Origin of the sequence: Phenylobacterium sp. (assembly GCF_035569475.1) — a bacterium.
GTDB lineage: Bacteria > Pseudomonadota > Alphaproteobacteria > Caulobacterales > Caulobacteraceae > Phenylobacterium.
On record NZ_DATMNA010000100.1, the window covers coordinates 61,649 to 77,262 of the forward strand.

The following is a 15,614-nucleotide window of genomic DNA, read 5'->3' on the forward strand; positions in this document are numbered from 1 at the left end:
CCCATCTTTCGCCGTGCTGAAGCGTCAGGCCGCGACAGGCGGCGCCTTCATGAACCGCAGGGCGAGCCGGATCATGTTGGGGACGAACACCGGCCGGATCAAGCGCGGGTCGTAGGCCGCCAGCCGCCGATCGTTCTCCCGCAGGCAGACGCGGGCCAGCTCCGGGAAGGTGATCTCCACGCCCAGCTCCTTGGAGCCGTTCAGGGTGAAGTTGTTGTCCTGGGCCTTGTCGCTCTTTTCCATATCGCCGGCGATGCCGATCCGCTCGGCGATGAGGAACAGCCACACCGCCAGCACCTTCAGTTCGAACCACGGCCGGCGCCAGAACGGCATGTTGCGCCGCCACCACGCCACCCAGTTGACAAAGAACAGGATGTGGCGGCCTTCCTCGCGCATCACCGGCTCGAAGGTGTCCACCAGTTCGGTCGGGAAGAAGCCGGAGCTGCGGGCGATCTCGAACAGGCCGAAGCCGAAGAAGCTGTCGATGCATTCGGAATAGCCGGTGACCATGAAGGCCCATTCCGGGTCCTTCGGCCGGCGGTAGGCGGGCTCCGGGTCGAGCTTGATGCCATAGGCCTCGACCATGTTCGCCAGAACCAGCTTGTGCCGGCTCTCCTCGAAGGCGTCCATGGCGACCGCGGCCTTCAGCAGGGGGTCGGAGACCACCTCGCCATAGGTTCGCACGTTCCACCCGGCCTTCTCCTCGGTCTGCACCGCGATGTCCCAGATGGGCAGGGAGACGATGCGGGCGCGCGTCTGCTCATCCAGCTTGGGCCAGTCGATGACCGCAGGCTTGTAGGGGTCGTGGGTGCGCAGCAGGGTGTCGCAGAACAGCGCCTTGTGCGCCTCGCTGCCCAGCCGGATCGGATCGTCGGGCGCGGGCAGTTTGACCTCGACATCGGGAAAGTCGGCAAAGGTGCTGGCGGTCACGGGGCGCTCCCTTCTGCTCCGGCGATGGAGCTGCCCCGCCATGTAGGAAGCGCGCGCGGCCGCGAAAACCGCCCGGCCGTCAAATCAGATCGGAAAAACCGCCCAGCCGCGCGCCGCTCTCGGCGATCGCCGCCCGGGTCTCCGGCGCCAGCAGGGCAGCCAGTTCGCCGGGATAGTCATAGCCCTCGGCCGCGCCCTCGAATCCGCCCGCGGTCGCCGGATGCAGGTAGAGCTCGCTGAGGCCGGCCGGCAGCCGCCGGACAAGGCCTGCGACCCGCTCGGGGGTCATCGCGCCTGACCAGGCCAGGCCGAACACCTGGTCGGCCATGGCCACGCCGGCCCCGCGATAGCGCGACCGCACCATCCGCGCCCAGGGCTCGGTGACGTAGGCGGGCGCCGGGGCGGCCGCCGGCTCGACCGCGGCCAGGACCGCGCGCGGTTCTATGGGCGCGCGGCTGGCGGTCATCCCGTAGCGGCGGCCGATCCGCAGCATCAGCCCGGCGATCGTGGGATGCAGGTGGTAGTGCTTGTGGGTGTTGACGTGGTCCAGCGCGAGGCCGGTGCGGGCGAAGGCCGCGAACTGCGCCTCGATCTCGGCGGCAAGCTGGCGGCGGACCTTCGGCCGGAAGAAGATCTCGGCGCCCATAGCCGCCATGTCGGTGCGGAACATGCCCGCGCCGGTGACCAAGTCCGGCACGGCGGCGGGGGCAAGGACCGGGCGTCCCTCGACCAGCACCAGATGCAGGCCCACGCGCAGCTTCGGCAGGCGCCTGGCGCGGGCCACGGCGTCGTCGCAGCCGGAAGCCCCTACCATCAGGCTGGCCGCGGCCAGGACCCCTTCGCGATGCCCGATCTCCACCGCCTCGTTCACCTGGGCCGCCGCCCCGAAGTCGTCGGCGGTGACGACCAGCCGCCGCAGAGGTGGGGCCGGGGCGCTCAGGAGACGATCATGTCTTCGCGGGTGCGCAGGAACTGGAAGAACTCGACCCCTTCCCGAAGCCGGCGGACCAGCATGTCGCGCGAGGTCAGCATCTCGCCCACGATCTCGGCGATCTTCGACGGGCGGAAGTAGAATTTCTTGTAGAAGTCCTCGACCGAATTGAAGATTTCGGTGTGGCTGAGGTGCGGATAGTCCAGCGGCGCAATCTGCGTGCCGTCGTCGGTCAGGAGATCGATATCCGACGCGAACCAGCCGTTCTCCTTGGCCTGGTTGTAGAGGAAGGTCCCCGGATAGGGCGCGGCCAGCGACACCTGCAGGGTGCGCGGGTTCACCTCCTTGGCGAAGGCCAGGGTCTCCTGAATCGTCTCGTGGGTTTCGCCGGGCAGGCCCAGGATGAAGGTCCCGTGCACGATGATTCCCAGCTCGTGGCAGTCCTTGGCGAAGCGCCGGGCCACGTCGACCAGGATGCCCTTCTTGATGTTGTGCAGGATCTTCTGGTTGCCGGACTCGTAGCCCACGAGCAGCAGGCGCAGGCCGTTGGCCTTCATGACCTCGAGGGTCTTGCGGGGCACATTGGCCTTGGCGTTGCAGGACCAGGTGACGCCCAGCGGGCCGAGCGCGCGGGCCAGGTCCTCGACCCGGGCGTGGTCGTCGGTGAGGGTGTCGTCGTCGAAGAAAATCTCGCGTATCTGCGGGAATTCGCGCTGGACGTACTTCACGTCCTCCACGACCCGTTCGACGGACTGGTAGCGGTACTTGTGGCCGCCGATGGTCTGGGGCCACAGGCAGAAGGTGCAGCGCGATTTGCACCCGCGGCCGGTGTACCAGCTCATGTAGGGGTGCAGCAGGTAGCCGCCGAAATAGTTCTCGACCTTCAGCTGCTTGTAGAGCGGCAGGACCGAGGGAAGCTGGTCCATGTCCATCAGGATCTCGCGCTCCGGATTGGACACCAGCGCGCCGGTCGCATCGCGGTAGGTAAGGCCGCGGATGGTCTTCCAGTCGCGCCCCTCGGCGATCTCCTTGATGGTGAACTCGTATTCGTTGCGGGCGACGAAATCGAGTTCCGGACAGGCCTCAAGGCTCTCCTTGGACTCCACGGCCACCTTGGCGCCGATGAAGCCGATCTTGGCGGTCGGGTTCAGCTCGCGGACCATTCGCGCGGTGCGGCAGTCGGATTTGAACGACGGCGTCGAGGTATGGATGACGATGAGCTCGTGGCTCTTCACGTCCTCCTCGATGTCCTTGAACGAGGTCTTGTGCGGCGGGGCGTCGATCAGCTTGGAGCCGGGGACCATGGCGGCCGCCTGGGCCAGCCAGGTCGGGAACCAGAACGACTTCACCTCGCGCTTCATCTGATAGCGCGCGCCAGCCCCGCCGTCATAGCCGTCGAAGGACGGCGCCTGGAGGAAGAGACTTCGCATCATGACGGTTCCTATATGCGCCCCAGGGTCCCTTGGGCGTCAACCCGGAACCGGGCCCCACGCCAATCCACAGCGCGGACGAAGAATGCGCCCAGGAAGACCGCGAACGAGAGGCCGTCACGAAGTGGCGTCAGCCACCATGGCCCCGTCCGCGCGCCCGCCAGCCGATCGACGCCGCGCTGCAACAAGAACCGGCAGATAAGCGCGATCCCCAGCGCCGCCAACCCTATCGGCGCCGCGCCGGTGAAGATAATCGCCAGCAGGGCCAGCGGCGTGGGATAGGTGACGACGCTGCCCGCGAAGCCGGCGGGATCGACGCCGCGGACCGTGCGCGCCCAGCGCAGCTCGTGCTGAACCAGCGCCTCGAGGCTGTCCTCGGCGCTCAGATGGCCCACCAGCACGGGCGCCACGATGCTGCGCAGGCCCGCCGCGCGCACCGCCGCGCCGATGGCGTAGTCGTCCGCGAGCTGGTCGGCGAAGGCCGCGAACCCGCCGATCCGCTCCAGGGTCTCGCGCCTCAGGGCGACGGTGGAGCCCATGCAGGGATGGGCCATCCCCAACCCGACCCCGACCGCGACGCTGGGCAGGAACTGATAGCTGATCCCCATGGCCGCCAGGCGGGACCAGAACCCCTCTGCGGGGAGGCCGCGATAGGGGCAGGTGACCACACCGGCCTGCGGCGCGCCCAGGGCCGCGACCACGCCGCGCAGATAGCCGGGCGCCACGACAATGTCGCTGTCCGCGACGATCAGGACCTCGTGCTTGGCCCGGGCGATCATGTTGATGAGGTTGGAGACCTTGCGGTTGGCGCCGTGGTCGGTGGCGTCCACCGTCAGGGCGACGTCGGCCGCGGGGTGCGCGCGCCGCAGGGTCCCGACCACGGCCTGGGCCGGATCGGTGGGGCTCTGAACGCCGAAGACCACCTGCAGGGGCCCCGCATAGTCCTGGGCGAGGAGACTTGCGAGCGCGGCCTCGAGCCCGGATTCGGCGCCGTGCAGGGGCTTGAGGACCGTCACGCCCGGCCAGGACTGCGGCTCCCGGGGCGGCGGCGGGGCCAGCAGCCGGCGCAACAGTCGCGCGGCGAGCAACTGATAGGCGGACCCAGCCAGCGCCAGCCCCGCGAAGCACCAGCCGATCAGTATCAGCAAAAATGACACGTGCGCGGACTTCGCATCCCGATTCAGGGTCCTATATGGTGGAGCAGCCACCCATTCTCAGCCCCCTTTAGACAGGGAAGTGAAGCGATGCAGTCGAGTTTTTCGCGCCTGCCGCTTGCGTTTCCCTTGCTTGCCGTCATCGCCTTCGCCGGCTCCTGCCGCGCCGCCGAGCCGAGCGATCCGCTGGAGGGCGTGAACCGGCGCTCCTATCAACTGGAGGAAGTGCTCGACCACTTCCTGATCGGGCCGGCCGCCCATGCGTTCGGCCTCGTGCCCTCTCCCATCCGCAGCGGGCTGCGCAATTTCAGCCGCAACCTGGGCGAGCCCGTGGTGGCGGTGAACGACCTGCTGCAGGGGCGCGTCAAGCAGGCGGCCGGGACCGTGGCGCGGCTCGTGGTCAACAGCACCTTCGGCCTGGGCGGAATCCTGGACGTCGCCAACAGCAACCACCTGCCACATCACGACAACGGCTTCGGCACGACGCTGGGGCGCTGGGGCGCCGCGCCCGGGCCCTATCTCTTCATCCCGCTGCTCGGCCCCTCGACCTTGCGCGACGCCTTCGGCAGCGCCGCGGACATCGGGCTCAATCCCCTCACCTACGCCCGTTACCGGAGCCGCACCGAGATAGACATCGGCGTCGCCGCCGTCGACGGCCTGGGCGCCCGCCTCGACGCCGACCAGGAGCTGGAGACGATCCGCCAGACCTCCACCGATCCCTACGCGACCCTGCGCTCCTACTACCTGCAGCACCGCCAGGCCCAGATCCTGGGCAATGAGGCGGATATCGAGGCGCTTCCGGACTTCGACAATCCCGCCGCGCCCCCGGCCGGCCGCGCGCCCCAGCCACCCAGGGGCGCGACACCCCCGCTTCCGAGCGAGGCAGAGACCCCGCCACGGCCCGAGGCTGCGCCTGACGCGCCGAAGCCGGCTGCCGCGGACACGCCACAGGGCCCGCAGGAACCGTCATGACGCCCGGCAGGGGAACCGAGCCGCCGAAGGACGGCGGGGCCGAGCGTATCTCCCTGCGCGACGCGCCGGTCCTGGTCACCGGCGCGTCCGGATTCGTGGGCTCGGCAGTCGCCCAGGCCCTGGCGGCGCGGGGCGCGCGGCTGCGGGTGCTCGTGCGCAGCTCCAGCCCGACCGCCAACCTCAAGGGCCTGAACGCCGAGGTGGTGGAAGGCGACGTGCGCGACCCCGCCGCCATGACCGCCGCCCTGCGCGGGATCCGTTACTTCTTCCACGTGGCGGCGGACTACCGGCTGTGGGCGCCCGATCCGGAGGAGATCGTCCGCAACAACCTCGACGGTGCGCGCAGCGCCATGGAAGCGGCCCTGGCCAGCGGCGTCGAGCGGCTGGTCTACACGAGCAGCGTCGCCACCCTTCGGCTGCGCCCGGACCGGTCGCCCGCGGACGAGACCCAGCCCCTCTCCGAGGCCGACGCCGTCGGCGCCTACAAGCGCAGCAAGGTGGCCGCCGAAGCCCTGGTCCGCCACCTTGTGTACGATCGCGGCCTGCCAGCGGTGATCGTCAACCCCTCGACCCCGGTGGGACCCCGGGACGTCCGGCCAACCCCCACCGGGCGCATCCTGGTGGAGGCCGCGACCGGGCGCATGCCGGCCTTCGTCGACACCGGCCTCAACCTCGTCCACGTCGACGACGTCGCGCAAGGCCACCTGATGGCCCTGGAACGAGGCCGTATCGGCGAGCGCTACATCCTGGGCGGGCAGGATATCGCCCTGCAGCAGATGTTGGCCGAGATCGCCCGGCTTGCAGGGCGCCGCCCGCCGACCGTAAAGCTGCCGCTCGGCCCGCTGCGCCCGCTGGCGGAACTGGCGGAACTGGCGGGCCGACTCACCGGCCGCGAGCCTTTCCTGACCCGCGATTCCCTGAAGATGGCGCGCCACCCGATGTATTTCACCTCGCGGAAGGCTCAGGCGGAACTGGGCTACGCCGCGCGGCCGCACCAGGAGGCGATCCGGGACGCCTTGGACTGGTTCCGCGCCGCGGGTTATCTGAAATGATCGGCGCCGCGCTCGGCCTGCTCACCCTGGCCGTCTGGGCCTATCTGCTGCTGGCCCGCGGCGGCTTCTGGCGCGCCGACCAGACCGACGCCGAGACGCCGGCGGCCCCGCCCGCCTGGCCGGCGGTGACCGCGGTGGTCCCTGCGCGCAACGAGGCCGATGTGATCGCCCACTCGCTGGGCAGCCTGCTGGGGCAGGACTATCCCGGCCCCTTCGAGATCATCCTGGTGGACGACGACAGCGACGACGGCACCGCGGCGGTCGCCACCGCGCTGGCGGAGGCCGCGGGCCCGCGGCGGCTGACGGTGCTGCGCGGCCAGCCGCTCGCCGCCGGCTGGACCGGCAAGCTCTGGGCGATGTCGCAGGGCGTCGCCGCGGCGGGCGAGGCCCCCAAGTACCTCTGGCTCACCGACGCCGACATCGCCCACGATCCCGACAACCTGCGGCGGCTGGTGAGCCGCGCGGAAGCCGGGAGCCTGACGCTCACCTCCCTGATGGTCGACCTGCACTGCGAGACCTTCGCCGAGCGCCTGCTGATCCCCGCCTTCGTGCTGTTCTTCCAGATGGTCTACCCGTTCCGATGGGTGAACCGGCCGAACCACCGGCTGGCCGGCGCCGCCGGAGGCTGCATGCTGGCGCAGCGCGAGGCGCTGGAGAGGGCCGGCGGCGTCGCGGCCATCCGCGCCGCGATGATCGACGACTGCGCCCTGGCGGCGAACCTCAAGCGCCAGGGACCCATCTGGCTGGGCCTGACCCGCCGGGCGCGCAGCCTTCGGCCATACGCGAGCATCGGCGTCATCGGCCAGATGATCGCCCGCTCCGCCTACGCCCAACTGGACTATTCGCCGCTGAAGCTGGCGGGGACCGTGCTCGGCCTCGCCCTGACCTACCTCGCCCCGCCGGCGCTGGCGCTGTTCGGCCACGGCTTCGCCCGGTGGGCGGGATTGGCGGCCTGGGCCGCCATGGCCCTGGCGTTCCAGCCCATGCTGCGCGCCTACCGCCGCTCGCCCCTGTGGGGGATCGCCCTGCCGCTGATCGCCACCCTCTACGGGGCCTTCACCCTGCGCTCGGCGATCGACGTTTGGCGCAGGCGCGGCGGGCAGTGGAAGGGCCGCGCCCAGGCGCTGGCGCGCTCGTCATGACCCTCACGCCAGACCCCCGGTCCGGCAAGTCGGCCGGCGACGAGAATTTCCCCGTGGCCTCCCGGCTGGTCGCCGCGCGGCACCGGCCGGCGATCATGGCCTTCTACGACTTCGCCCGCACCGCCGACGACATCGCCGACCATGAAGCCCTCCCGAGCGCCGACAAGCTGCGCCGTCTCGAGACGCTGCGCGCCACCCTCGTGGGCGAAGGCGACGGCGCGCCGGTAGCCGTCGCGCTGCGCCAGGTGCTCGCCGAGCGGGGCCTGCCGGCGACCCACGCCCTCGATCTCCTGGTGGCCTTTCGACAGGACGCCGAGACCTCCCGCTACGCGACTTGGGACGACCTGATGACCTACTGCCGCTATTCGGCGGCGCCGGTCGGGCGGATGGTGCTGGCCATCCACGGGGAGCCGGCCGAGACCTGGGCCGCCTCGGACGCGCTCTGCGCGGCGCTGCAGGTGATCAACCACCTGCAGGACTGCGGCGAGGACTACTGGCGGCTGGACCGCGTCTATCTCCCGCTAGCCGAGCTGAAGGACGCCGGAGTAGAGGTCGCCGCGCTGGCGGCGCCCCGCGCCTCGCCGGGCCTACGCGCGGTGATCGTCGCCATGGCGCAACGCACCGCGGCGCTCCTGCAGCGCAGCCGTCCGCTCGCCGACCAGGTGCGCGACCGCCGCCTGCGCCTGGAGGTCGCGGTCATCCAGCGCCTCGCCGAGGACCTGACCCGGCGGCTGATCGCGCGTGACCCGCTGTCGGAGCGGGTGCATCATCGCAAACTGGAGCTTGTTGGCCTTGCCGGCTCGGCCCTCCTCCGCGCCGCCTGGCCGGCGCCTCGGGCCAACCCCCGCAGCGCCACCATCGCGGAGTAACCGGCATGACGCTGACCGCCACACGTCCCGAGACCCAAGTCGCCGCTAACGCCCAGGCCGCGTCCGGCAGTTCGTTCGCCGCGGGGATGAGGGTGCTGCCCAAGCCGGAGCGGGAGGCGATGTACGCCATCTACGCCTTCTGCCGGATCGTCGACGACATCGCCGACGAGCAGCGCCTGCCGATCGCCGAGCAGCGGGTGGCCCTCGACGCCTGGCGCGGCCATGTGCGCGCGCTCTACGACGGGGGCGATCCCGGCCCCGCCGCCATGCTGGCCGGCCCGGTGGCGCGCTATGGCCTGGCGGAAGCCGACTTCCAGGCGGTCATCGACGGGATGCGGATGGACCTCGAGGGCCTGCGCGGCCCGTCCATGGCGACCCTGGACCTCTATTGCGACCGGGTGGCCTCCGCCGTGGGCCGCCTCTCGGTGAAGATCTTCGGCATGGAAGACGCCGCGGGCCAGGAGCTCGCCCACCACCTCGGCCGGGCCCTGCAACTCACCAACATCCTGCGCGACGTGGACGAAGACGCCGAGATGGGCCGGCTGTACCTGCCGGAGGAGCTCCTCGCCGAGGCCGGGGTGACCGCCCGCGATCCCCTCGCCGCGGTCGCCGATCCGCGGGTGGACGCGACCTGCCGGGCGCTCGCCCAGCTCGCCGAAACCCACTACGCCCGCGCCGGCGACGTGCTTGCGGGCCGCCCGCCGGGACGGCTCGCCGCGCCGCGCCTGATGACGGCGGCCTATGCGGGGGTGCTGAGGAACCTGCTCCGCCGGGGCTGGGTCCCGCCGCGGCCGCGCGTGCGGGTGAACAAGGCGGCCCTGCTCTGGATGCTCGTTCGCGAGGGTCTCTTCGGATGAAGGTGCATGTGGTCGGGGCGGGCCTGGCCGGCCTGGGCGCGGCGACAGCCCTGGCCGCGCGTGGGTTGACGGTGGAGTTGTCCGAGGCCGCCGCCCAGGCGGGCGGCCGCTGCCGCTCCTACTTCGATTCCCAGATCGGCCTGGTGATCGACAACGGCAACCATCTGGTGCTCTCCGGCAATCGCGCGGTCCGCGACTACCTGGCCCTGATCGGCGCCTCGGACATGCTCACCGGGCCCGCGGAGACCCGGTTCCCCTTCGTCGACCTGGAGACCGGGCGCGCCTGGACGGTGCGGCCCAACGCCGGAGCCGTGCCCTGGTGGATCCTGACACCCGGCCGCGGCGTCCCGGGCGCCCGGTTCGCCGACTTCCTCGGCATGGCGGGCCTGCTGCGCGCCAAGCCCGGCCAGCGGGTCGACGAGACCATCCGCTGCCAGGGCCCAGTGTGGGATCGGCTGATGCGACCCTTCCTGCTGGCGGCGCTGAACGCCGAACCTGAATCGGCCTCGGCCGAGCTCGCCGCCCAGGTGATCCGCGAGACCCTCGCCCGGGGCGGAGCGGCCTACGCGCCCCGCGTGCCCACGCCGGGGCTGGCGGCGACCTTCGTCAATCCCGCCCTCGACTATCTCGAAGCCCGGGGCGGCGCCCTGCGGCTGCAACGGCGGCTCCTGAAGCTGCGCACGCGCGGCGAGCGCGTGACGGGCCTGGAGTTCTCGGACGGCCCTGTCGAGGTGGGCCCTCGGGACCGCATCGTGCTGGCCGTGCCGCCCTGGGTGGCCAAGGAACTCGCGCCGGAGCTGACCGCGCCCGAACGTTTCGAAGGCATCGTCAACGGCCACTTCCGGGTGGCCATCGGGCCCGGACCGGCGCGGATCATCGGGGTCCTCAACGGCACGGTGGAGTGGATCTTCTGCTTCGAGGACCGCATCTCGGTGACCGTCAGCGGCGCGAACCGGCTGATGAACGCCGAGCGGGAGGACCTCGCCCGCGAGCTCTGGGGCGACGTCAGCCGCGCCCTGGACCTCAGCCCCGAGCTGCCGCCCTGGCAGGTCATCAAGGAGCGGCGCGCGACCTTCCTGGCGACGGTGGACCAGCAGGCGCTGCGGCCGGCGGCCCAGACGCCCTACTCGAACCTCCTGCTGGCTGGAGACTGGACGGCGACCGGCCTGCCGGCCACGATCGAGGGGGCGCTGCGCTCGGGCGCCCGCGCGGCGGGCCTCATCCAGGAAGCCTTCGCGTGAACAGCGTCGGCCCCCTGTCCCTGGACGACGCGCGGCTCGACAGGCGCATCCAGCGGGCCGCGGACGCCCTGCTCAAACGCCAGGCCGCGGACGGTCACTGGGTCTTCGAACTGGAGGCCGACGCCACCATTCCGGCGGAATACATCCTGCTGCGCCAGTTCCTGGGCGAGCCGGCCGACCCCGAGCTGGAGCGCAAGATCGGGGTCTACCTTCGCCGCATCCAGGGCGACCACCATGGCTGGCCCCTGGTCCACGGCGGCCCCTTCGACATCAGCGCCAGCATCAAGGCCTATTACGCCCTGAAGGTCATCGGCGACGCGCCGGACAGCCCGCACATGGCCGAGGCCCGCGCCGCGATCCGGGCCCACGGGGGGCCGCACGCCGCCAACGTCTTCACCCGCATCCAGTTGGCCCTGTTCGGCCAGATGTCGTGGGACGAGATCCCGACCATGCCCGTGGAGCTGATCCTCCTGCCGGCCTGGTTCCCGATCCATCTGTCGAAGATGTCCTATTGGGCGCGGACCGTCATCGTGCCGCTCCTGGTGCTGCAGGCCCGCAAGCCTGTGGCCCGCAACCCCCGCGGTATCGGCATCGCCGAGCTCTACGAGGGCGCCGCGGCGATCAAGCCCGCCTCGAAGGCCGCCGATCCCAAGTGGGCCTGGACCCTGGGCTTCAACCTCCTGGACCGGGTCCTGAAGGCCGTGGAGCCGTTCTGGCCGAAGCGGCTCAGGCGCCGAGCCATCGGGGCCTGCCTCGACTTCGTCAACGAGCGGCTGAACGGCGAAGACGGCCTGGGCGCCATCTATCCGGCCATCGCCAACAGCGTGATGATGTTCGACGCCCTGGGCCTGGCAGCCGACCACCCGGAGCGGGCCGCGGCCCGGGCGGCGGTGGAGCGCCTGCTGGTGATCAAGCCGGACGAGGCCTATTGCCAGCCTTGCGTCTCGCCGGTCTGGGACACCGCGCTCGCCTGCCACACCCTGCTGGAGATCGACGACGACGCGAGCCGGGCCGCGGCCGCCGGCGGCCTCGGCTGGCTGAAGCCGCGGCAGGTGCTCGACCTGCGCGGCGACTGGGCCGAGCAGCGCCCGGACGTGCGCCCCGGCGGCTGGGCGTTCCAGTACGCCAACGACCACTATCCCGACCTCGACGACACGGCGGTGGTGGTGATGGCCATGGACCGCGCCCAGGCGACCGAGGGCGCGTTCGACACCGCGATCGCCAGAGGCCGCGAGTGGGTCGAGGGCCTGCAGAGCCGCGACGGCGGCTGGGGCGCCTTCGATGCGGACAACACCTATCACTACCTCAACAACATCCCCTTCGCCGACCACGGGGCGTTGCTGGACCCGCCGACCGACGACGTCACCGCGCGATGCGTCAGCATGCTGGCCCAGCTCGGCGTCGCGCCGGATGACCCGCAGGTGAAGGCCGCGCTGGACTATCTCGGGCGCAGCCAGCGCCCGGACGGAAGCTGGTTCGGCCGCTGGGGCGTCAACTACATCTATGGCACCTGGTCGGTACTCTGCGCCCTCGCCGCGGTAGGATTGACTGCCGACGACCCGAGGGTCCGACGCGCCGCCGACTGGCTCATCGCCATCCAGAACGACGACGGCGGCTGGGGAGAGGGTTGCGAGAGCTATGACCCCGGTTACGCCGGCCATCGTCCCGCCGCCTCCGCAGCGTCGCAGACGGCCTGGGCGCTGATGGGCCTGATGGCCGCCGGCCTGGTCGACCACCCGGCCGTGGCGCGGGGCGTGGCGTGGCTGATGCGCCTGGAGGACGACGAGGGGTTCTGGCCCGAGCCCGGCTACACCGGCGGCGGGTTCCCGCGGGTCTTCTACCTGCGCTACCACGGCTATTCGAAGTTCTTCCCCCTCTGGGCGCTGGCCCGCTATCGGCGGCTGACCCGCGCGAACAGCCGCCAGGTCGGCTACGGGATGTGACGATCCTGGCCGTCACGGGCCTGCGTCGGGAAGCTTCGATCCTGCGGGGGACCGGCCTGAAGGTCGTGGTGGGCGGCGGCCGCGCCGCGGCCCTGGAGGCCGCCCTGGCGCGCGAGGCCGCCGCGGAGGGCGTGGTGAGCATCGGCCTGGCCGGCGCGTTGGACCCGGAGCTGTCGCCCGGCGACTGGGTGACGGCCACGGCGGTGCTGTCCGAGGCCGGCGACCACCCGACCGATCCGCATTGGACCGCCGAGATCCTCGGCCGCCTCGCGCCGCGGGGCTACGGACCGATCCTGGGATCCGATCGGATGCTGGTCGCCGCCGCCGACAAAAAGGCCGCCCATCTCCGCTGCGGCGCCCTGGCGGTCGATATGGAATCCCACGTCGCCGCGCGGGCCGCCGCGCGGCTCCAGGCGCCCTTCGCGGCGATCCGCGTGGTGTCGGACAGCGCCGGGGCGGACCTGCCGCCGGCGGTTCTGGTGGGGATGAAAGCCGACGGCGGCATGGCTCTGGGCGCCGTCCTGCTGGACCTCGCGCGCAACCCGCGGCAGTTGCCCGCCCTGTTGCGCACCGGCCGCGACGCCGAGCGGGCCTTCCGCGCCCTAGCCGACGGGCGTCGTCTTCTTGGCCCGAGGATTGGCCTGCCGGATCTCATGCAGCTTCCGCTCGACGTGGGCTGAGAAGACGTAGTCGGCAGGCCGCTGCATATCGAGCGGGATTTCGGGGGCCATCTTGCCTTCGGTCCTGATGCCGCCGATGGCCACCTTCATCAGCTTGAGCGGGTTGGTCACCGATTGCGAAACGGCCGTGCCCTCGAAGCCGCAGTGGACCATGCAGTTGGCGCACTTCTCGTAGTTGCCGACGCCGTACTTGTCCCACTCGGTGCCGTCGATGAGCTCCTTGAAGGTCTTCACATAGCCCTCGCCCAGCAGGTAGCAGGGCTTCTGCCACCCGAAGACGGTCCGCGCGGGCATGCTCCAGGGCGTGCATTCGAACGTCTGGTTGCCCGCGAGGAAGTCGAGGAACAGGTCCGACTGGGTGAACGACCAGGCCCGGCCGTTGCGGCCGCGCTTGAAGATCTCCCGGAACAGCGTTTTGGTCTTGGCGCGGTTCAGGAAATGCTCCTGGTCGGGCGCGCGCTCGTAGGAATAACCCGGCGAAACCGTGATCCCGTCGAGCCCCAGGGCGGTCATCTCGTCGAAGAAGGTCGCCACCCGCTCGGGGTCGGCGCCCTCGAAGAGGGTGCAGTTGATCTGGACGCGGAAGCCCTTGGCCTTCGCCAGCTTGATCGCCTCGACGGCCTTGTCGTAGACGCCGGTCTGGCAGACCGACTTGTCGTGCATCACCTGGTCGCCGTCGAGGTGGATCGACCAGGAGAGGAAGGGCGAGGGCTTGTACTGGTCGATCTTCTTCGCCAGCAGCAGGGCGTTGGTGCAGAGGATCACGAACTTCTTGCGCTTGATGAACCCCTCGACGATCCGCGGCATGTCGCGGTGAAGCAGGGGCTCGCCGCCGGCGATCGAGACGGCAGGCGCGCCGCACTCGTCGATCGCGGCCATGCAGTCGTCGTAGCTCAACCGCTGATTGAGGATCTCATCGGGATAGTCGATCTTGCCGCAACCGGCGCACGCCAGGTTGCAGCGGAACAAGGGCTCCAACATCAGGACCAGCGGGTAGCGCTTGCGCCCCATCAGGTGCTGCTTGACCACATAGGCGCCGATCCGGGCGGCCTGACCGAGCGGAATTCCCACGAATGCTTCCTCTTAGCTAGGCCTGAAGCCCGTCCGCCTCGCCGTCGACGCGGCGCAGCTCCGGGGGCAGGCGGAACACGATATTCTCTTCGACGCCGTTCATCTGCGTGACTTCGACAGGCTCGACCTGGCGCAGGGCGGCGATCACGTCCAGGACCAATTCCTCGGGCGCGGAGGCGCCGGCGGTGAGGCCCACCGCCTTGGCGCCGCGCACCCAGTCGAGATCCAGCGCCTCGGCGTCGGCGATCAGGTAGCTCGGCACGCCTTCCTCGATCCCGATCTCGCGCAGGCGGTTGGAGTTCGAGCTGTTGGCCGCGCCCACCACGAGCAGGACGTCGACGGTCCGGCACAGGTCGCGGACGGCGGACTGCCGGTGCTGGGTCGCGTAGCAGATGTCCGAGGTGCTCGGTCCCACGAGATCGTTGAACCGGGCCTTGAGGGCGGCGATCACGTCCCGCGTCTCGTCAACGCTGAGGGTCGTCTGGGTTACATAGGCCGTCGGCAGGTCCGCCGGCAGATCCAGCGTGGCCACGTCCTGCACCGTCGACACCAGGTGCACGGGAGCGTCCACCTGGCCGAGCGTGCCCTCCACCTCCGGGTGACCGGCATGGCCGATGAGAATCAGGGTGCGCCCCTGGGCGACATAGCGGCGGCTCTGGACGTGCACCTTGGAGACCAGGGGGCAGGTGGCGTCCAGCACCGGGAGGCCGCGGGCCCGGGCCTCGTCGACGACCGACTGGGCGACCCCGTGCGCGCTGAAGATGGTGACGGCGCCTTCCGGCACCTCGTCGAGCTCGTTGACGAAACGCGCGCCCTTGGATTCCAGGCTGCGCACGACGGTCCGGTTGTGGACGATCTCGTGCCGCACATAGACAGGTGCGCCGAACTTCTCGAGCGAGCGTTCAACAATGTCGATGGCGCGCACGACACCGGCGCAAAAGCCGCGCGGCTGGGCCAGGACCACTCGCATCGCACCTCCGCTGCCCGGCTTCCGGGCGGTCAACCCACCTAGCCCGGCCATCCGATTCCCTGAAGGCGGTCGGCTGAGGGCCACGTGTTTTCCAGGTCCATCGGCCTGCGGGTTTACAACGCCGCGCGACTTACCATCTGAGTGCCTAGCTGGTTACGATGGACCGTCATGCAAGTGCAGACCCTAAAAGATCTTAGCACGGTCCGCCCCTGGCGCGCGATCCAGCGGCGCAAGAGCCGCAAGATCCGGGTGGGCGATGTGGAGGTGGGGGGCGACGCGCCGATCACGGTGCAGTCGATGACCAACACGCTGACCGCCGACGCTCAGGCGACCATCGCGCAGATCCGCCAACTGGAGGAGGCCGGGGCCGAC

General features: G+C 70.6%; 15 protein-coding genes. 9 read left to right on the plus strand and 6 right to left on the minus strand.

Annotated elements, in window-relative coordinates:
• Nucleotides 1-24: 24 nt before the first annotated feature.
• From VNW53_RS16405 to hpnI, 4 genes are all read right to left on the minus strand, one after another.
• Nucleotides 25-930, minus strand: a complete 906-nt coding sequence (locus VNW53_RS16405) for a hypothetical protein (protein ID WP_325556888.1) — start codon at nt 928-930, stop codon at nt 25-27.
• 79 nt (nt 931-1,009) lie between these two features.
• Nucleotides 1,010-1,870 (minus strand): hopanoid biosynthesis-associated protein HpnK, encoded by an 861-nt coding sequence (hpnK, locus tag VNW53_RS16410; protein WP_325556909.1) that lies wholly within the window; start codon nt 1,868-1,870, stop codon nt 1,010-1,012.
• Nucleotides 1,867-3,294 carry a hopanoid biosynthesis associated radical SAM protein HpnJ gene (hpnJ, locus tag VNW53_RS16415; RefSeq protein ID WP_325556890.1) on the minus strand — a complete coding sequence of 476 codons (1,428 nt, stop codon included), beginning with the start codon at nt 3,292-3,294 and terminating at the stop codon, nt 1,867-1,869. Before hpnJ ends, hpnK begins: the two co-directional genes overlap by 4 nt.
• An 8-nt stretch (nt 3,295-3,302) precedes the next feature.
• Nucleotides 3,303-4,448: a bacteriohopanetetrol glucosamine biosynthesis glycosyltransferase HpnI gene (hpnI, locus tag VNW53_RS16420; RefSeq protein WP_325556892.1), complete on the minus strand. Its 1,146-nt coding sequence runs from the start codon at nt 4,446-4,448 to the stop codon at nt 3,303-3,305.
• A 126-nt stretch (nt 4,449-4,574) separates the two neighbouring features.
• Here hpnI and VNW53_RS16425 point away from each other — a divergent pair, with 126 nt between their 5' ends.
• The 8 genes from VNW53_RS16425 to VNW53_RS16460 are packed head-to-tail and all read left to right on the plus strand — an operon-like array spanning nt 4,575 to nt 13,201.
• The gene (locus VNW53_RS16425; protein WP_325556893.1) at nt 4,575-5,417 is read left to right on the plus strand and encodes a VacJ family lipoprotein; all 843 of its coding nucleotides are present in this window, start codon (nt 4,575-4,577) and stop codon (nt 5,415-5,417) included.
• Nucleotides 5,414-6,469 carry a hopanoid-associated sugar epimerase gene (gene hpnA / locus VNW53_RS16430; RefSeq protein WP_325556895.1) on the plus strand — a complete coding sequence of 352 codons (1,056 nt, stop codon included), beginning with the start codon at nt 5,414-5,416 and terminating at the stop codon, nt 6,467-6,469. Before VNW53_RS16425 ends, hpnA begins: the two co-directional genes overlap by 4 nt.
• Nucleotides 6,466-7,611: a glycosyltransferase gene (locus tag VNW53_RS16435; protein WP_325556896.1), complete on the plus strand. Its 1,146-nt coding sequence runs from the start codon at nt 6,466-6,468 to the stop codon at nt 7,609-7,611. The genes hpnA and VNW53_RS16435 overlap by 4 nt, the downstream gene beginning before the upstream one ends.
• A complete protein-coding gene (hpnC, locus tag VNW53_RS16440; protein WP_325556897.1) occupies nt 7,608-8,480 on the plus strand; it encodes a squalene synthase HpnC in 873 nt (290 codons plus the stop codon). The genes VNW53_RS16435 and hpnC overlap by 4 nt, the downstream gene beginning before the upstream one ends.
• Before the next feature lie 5 nt (nt 8,481-8,485).
• Entirely contained in the window at nt 8,486-9,337 is an 852-nt protein-coding gene (gene hpnD / locus VNW53_RS16445; protein WP_325556899.1) for a presqualene diphosphate synthase HpnD, read from the plus strand.
• Nucleotides 9,334-10,578 (plus strand): hydroxysqualene dehydroxylase HpnE, encoded by a 1,245-nt coding sequence (gene hpnE / locus VNW53_RS16450; protein WP_325556900.1) that lies wholly within the window; start codon nt 9,334-9,336, stop codon nt 10,576-10,578. Before hpnD ends, hpnE begins: the two co-directional genes overlap by 4 nt.
• Complete coding sequence (shc, locus tag VNW53_RS16455) at nt 10,575-12,521, plus strand: squalene--hopene cyclase (protein ID WP_325556901.1); 1,947 nt, start codon at nt 10,575-10,577, stop codon at nt 12,519-12,521. The genes hpnE and shc overlap by 4 nt, the downstream gene beginning before the upstream one ends.
• The gene (locus VNW53_RS16460; RefSeq protein WP_325556902.1) at nt 12,518-13,201 is read left to right on the plus strand and encodes a hypothetical protein; all 684 of its coding nucleotides are present in this window, start codon (nt 12,518-12,520) and stop codon (nt 13,199-13,201) included. Before shc ends, VNW53_RS16460 begins: the two co-directional genes overlap by 4 nt.
• On the opposite strand, the gene hpnH is transcribed toward VNW53_RS16460, so the two are convergent.
• Both hpnH and ispH read right to left on the minus strand, forming a co-directional pair.
• Complete coding sequence (gene hpnH, locus VNW53_RS16465; RefSeq protein ID WP_325556904.1) at nt 13,124-14,272, minus strand: adenosyl-hopene transferase HpnH; 1,149 nt, start codon at nt 14,270-14,272, stop codon at nt 13,124-13,126. The genes VNW53_RS16460 and hpnH overlap by 78 nt on opposite strands.
• Nucleotides 14,273-14,288: 16 nt before the next feature.
• Entirely contained in the window at nt 14,289-15,242 is a 954-nt protein-coding gene (gene ispH / locus VNW53_RS16470; protein ID WP_325556906.1) for a 4-hydroxy-3-methylbut-2-enyl diphosphate reductase, read from the minus strand.
• Between the two features lie 168 nt (nt 15,243-15,410).
• Here ispH and VNW53_RS16475 point away from each other — a divergent pair.
• On the plus strand, nt 15,411-15,614 hold a 204-nt coding region (locus VNW53_RS16475), incomplete at its 3' end, for a flavodoxin-dependent (E)-4-hydroxy-3-methylbut-2-enyl-diphosphate synthase (protein ID WP_325556908.1).